Source organism: Luteitalea sp. (assembly GCA_009377605.1).
Taxonomy (GTDB): Bacteria; Acidobacteriota; Vicinamibacteria; order Vicinamibacterales; family Vicinamibacteraceae; genus WHTT01.
The window spans coordinates 1-778 of the sequence record WHTT01000247.1 but is presented as its reverse complement, the minus strand read 5'-3'; the positions used below and the strand labels follow the sequence as shown (position 1 = coordinate 778).

The 778-nt window shown below is 63.9% G+C and carries 1 protein-coding gene; it reads left to right on the top strand.

Translation table 11 applies throughout. The features are described 5' to 3' along the window. The first annotated feature begins 21 nt into the window (after positions 1–21). Positions 22–738 (top strand): hypothetical protein, encoded by a 717-nt coding sequence (locus GEV06_28775; GenBank protein ID MPZ21838.1) that lies wholly within the window; start codon positions 22–24, stop codon positions 736–738. Positions 739–778 lie beyond the last annotated feature (40 nt).

Genomic DNA, 778 nt, shown 5'->3' with positions numbered 1-778 from the left:
AGGCTCGCCAGTACAGCGTGAATGGCGAGCGGCGCAGCTTCGCGCTACTGCGCCCTATCGCTGACATCGCCGCACAGACTCGCCTCCGCGATCTCATCCTCGACGCTCACACAAGCGACGAGCGCAGCGATCCCTCCCACGAGTAGCGCACCATCCGCGGCAGGTCAATGCCACTGCCGTGGATCTCTCTCCGATGTTTCATCCGCACGCGCGTCCCAAGACGCGCGTGCCTTCTTTCCGTCAGCGCTTCAGGCAGGCAACTGGAGTGCCAACAGGGGGATTTCCATGATCCTGCGCGAACTCGTCCTCAGCTATCGACCGACCCGCGATGCCGACGATCAGCCGATCTGCGTATGCGTCCAGCCCGTTCGGGACCCGGCCGACGCGGCGCGTTTCCTGATACCGCTCCTCGCCGCCGAACCGCATGAGGTCATCGGCGGGTTGTACCTCAACACCAGACGCCACGTCCTGGGCTGGCGCCTGCTGGCTCGGGGCACACTTGACAGGGCCATCCTCACGCCCCGCGAAGCGCTGCAGCCAGCACTCCTCGTGAACGCCAGCGCCCTCCTCATTGCCCACTCGCATCCGAGCGGCATCTGTGACCCAAGCCCGGAGGACATTGCGCTGACCGGTCGACTCAAGCAGGCGGCCGCGCTCTTCGAAATTGAACTCCTGGACCATCTGATCATCGGTGTCGATGGCAAATGGTCAAGCCTTCAGAACTTGGGATTCTTCTGAGCTTCCACCCCAGCCCTGTCCCCTGTTACGAAGGGGACGG

Bases quoted from the DNA above. Each gene is read 5' to 3' on its own strand.
- GEV06_28775 (MPZ21838.1), top strand. From the start codon at position 22: ATGGCGAGCGGCGCAGCTTCGCGCTACTGCGCCCTATCGCTGACATCG.